This window comes from Cellulosimicrobium cellulans (assembly GCF_001722485.1).
GTDB classification, from domain to species: Bacteria; Actinomycetota; Actinomycetes; order Actinomycetales; family Cellulomonadaceae; genus Cellulosimicrobium; species Cellulosimicrobium cellulans_A.
On the sequence record NZ_LWGL01000302.1, the window covers coordinates 1 to 1891 of the forward strand.

Annotated in this window: 3 protein-coding genes; 1 reads left to right on the forward strand and 2 read right to left on the reverse strand. The window is 75.6% G+C overall.

What is annotated here, in order from left to right:
- Nucleotides 1-140: 140 nt before the first annotated feature.
- Complete coding sequence (locus JZ5iCDA_RS17230; RefSeq protein ID WP_069388213.1) at nt 141-815, forward strand: response regulator transcription factor; 675 nt, start codon at nt 141-143, stop codon at nt 813-815.
- An 88-nt stretch (nt 816-903) separates the two neighbouring features.
- Here JZ5iCDA_RS17230 and JZ5iCDA_RS17235 read toward each other — a convergent pair whose 3' ends face one another.
- A complete protein-coding gene (locus JZ5iCDA_RS17235) occupies nt 904-1284 on the reverse strand; it encodes a hypothetical protein (RefSeq protein ID WP_069388214.1) in 381 nt (126 codons plus the stop codon).
- Nucleotides 1285-1388: 104 nt separating this feature from the next.
- On the reverse strand, nt 1389-1891 hold a 503-nt coding region (locus JZ5iCDA_RS17240), incomplete at its 5' end, for a phosphotransferase (RefSeq protein ID WP_171905429.1).

Genomic DNA, 1891 nt, shown 5'->3' on the forward strand with positions numbered 1-1891 from the left:
GGCCCCGCCGGCGCGAGCACGCACGCCGAGGCGGGCCGCACCGCGCCCACCGTCCCGACGGCGCCCACCGCGCCGACACCGCTCCTGCCCCCGCCGGCAGGCGCGCCCGCTCCTGCACCCTCCGACGGAAGGACCACCCCGTGAGCCAGATCCTCCTCGCGGAGGACGAGACCCGCATCGCGTCGTTCGTGGCCAAGGGCCTGCGCGCCGCGGGCTACGCGAGCACGACCGTGACCACGGGCCGTGAGGCGCTCGACCTCGTGAGCACGGGCGACTTCGCCCTGCTCGTCCTGGACCTCGGCCTGCCCGACCAGGACGGGTTCACGTTCCTGCGGCGCCTGCGCGAGACGGGCAACACCATCCCCGTCATCATCCTCACCGCGCGTTCCTCGGTGGCCGACACGGTGGCCGGCCTCGAGGGCGGGGCCGACGACTACATGGCCAAGCCGTTCCGGTTCGAGGAGCTTCTCGCGCGGATCCGCCTGCGCCTGCGCACCGAGCCGGCGGGCGAGGTCACCGTGCTCAGCCACGGGTCGCTCAGCCTCGACCTGCGCACGCGCCGCGCCCGCACCGCCGACCGGGAGGTGGACCTGTCCGCGCGCGAGTTCGCGCTCGCCGAGGCGTTCCTGCGCAACCCCGGGCAGGTTCTCAGCCGCGAGCAGCTCCTGTCGCGCGTGTGGGGGTACGACTTCGATCCCGGGTCGAACGTCGTCGACGTGTACGTGCGCTACCTGCGCAACAAGCTCGGCGCCGAGCACTTCGTCACCGTCCGCGGCATGGGCTACCGCCTCGCGGACGCCGCGCGCAGCGCCTGACGCACGCCGACGCCCGCCCCGGGGCGGCGGGGCGGGCGTCGGGTCGTGCTGCAGGAGCCCTCGGCGGTGTCGCCGAGGGCTCCTGCCGTCAGTCGGCGGTCTGCGGCGTCGGCGGCGTCGGCGCGGTGTCCGGCGTGTTCGGGGTGTCGGGCGTGCTCGGGGTGTCGGGCGTGCTCGGGGTGTCGGGCGTGTTCGGGGTGTCGGGCGTGTTCGCCGTCTGGGCCGTCTGGGCCGTCTGAGCGGTCACCGTGGTGATCGAGGAGCCGTTCTGCACGGCGCTCGGGCTCGGTGCGGGCGACGTCGTGGCGGCGGGCGCCTGCCCCGCCGTCGAGGCGTCGTCGACCTGGACCGAGGGCGAGACGACCGCCGGGTCCGGGGCGTCGAACGCCCCCTGCGCCGTCGCGACCGTGGCGCCGAGGCCGACCGCCCCGAGGGCGCCGGTGACGATCCACGCGCTGCGAGCCTTCATGGTGCTTCTCCTTCGTGTCGTGGGTGCGCGGCCTGACTGCCGCGCCTGATACGTAGTCTTGCGACGGGACGTGAGAGGCCGAGGAGCCCCCGATGAGAGGGTTCTCAGATGCCGACCGGTGCCGGGACGGGCGCCACGAGACCTTCCGCGACGGCGAGCCACGCCTCGGCGAGCTCACGCGTCGCGGCGCCCGAGGCGAGGGACAGCACGACCCCGGCCGCACGGGAGCGCAGCGCGACGGGGTCGACGACCTCCTCGAACACCGCGAGGCACCGCACGACGAGGCCCTCGACGCCGTCGTAGTCGGCCGGCGACAGCGTGGGCAGCACGGAGAGGTGCGCGACGACGCACGCGAGGTCGTCCACGCGGTGGCCGGGGCCGAGCGTGTCGACGTCGAGCAGGGTCTCCACGCGCGTGCCGGTGCTGTCGAGGAGGACGTTCGCGGCGTGGAAGTCGCCGTGGGTCGCGACGACGGGTCCGGGGTCGCGCGTCGCGACCGCGTGGGCGACCGCGTCGGCGAGGCGCGCCGTGCGCGCCGGGTCGAGGCCGTGCACCTCGCGCGCGGTGCGCGCGTACCGCTCGACACGCTCGGCCCAGGCCGGGCGGC